This window comes from Gilliamella sp. B14384G12, assembly GCF_016101825.1.
GTDB lineage: Bacteria > Pseudomonadota > Gammaproteobacteria > Enterobacterales > Orbaceae > Gilliamella > Gilliamella apicola_N.
This window is the reverse complement of record NZ_JACFPU010000078.1, coordinates 1-270: the sequence shown is the minus strand read 5'-3', so window position 1 is coordinate 270 and position 270 is coordinate 1. Positions and strand designations below refer to the sequence as shown.

The window sequence follows — 270 nt, the reverse complement described above, 5'->3', positions numbered from 1 at the left end:
GTTTTAATCCTGCTAATTCTAGCCGTTTAAGCGACTTTGCAACTCAAGGAGTTAATGCACTTAATTCCTTAACTTCGGCTAATCCATTAAATGCATTAAAACAGTCTGAGCCATTAAAACAGTTAGATAAGCTTAAACAATCTAATCCACTTGATTCACTTAACTCTTTAACCCAGTTTAATCCGCTTAATCCGTTAAATTCACTATTATCTCAAGGTAGCTCACGCACTCTTTATGGTGTGATTACCCAGTTCAGTCAATTATCAGTCA

1 protein-coding gene is annotated in these 270 nt (G+C 35.6%); it reads left to right on the top strand.

Annotation, left to right across the window (positions count from 1 at the left end; translation table 11 throughout):
• A partial coding sequence (locus tag H3S73_RS13735; protein ID WP_198248942.1) for a hypothetical protein occupies positions 1-270 on the top strand: 270 nt, incomplete at both ends.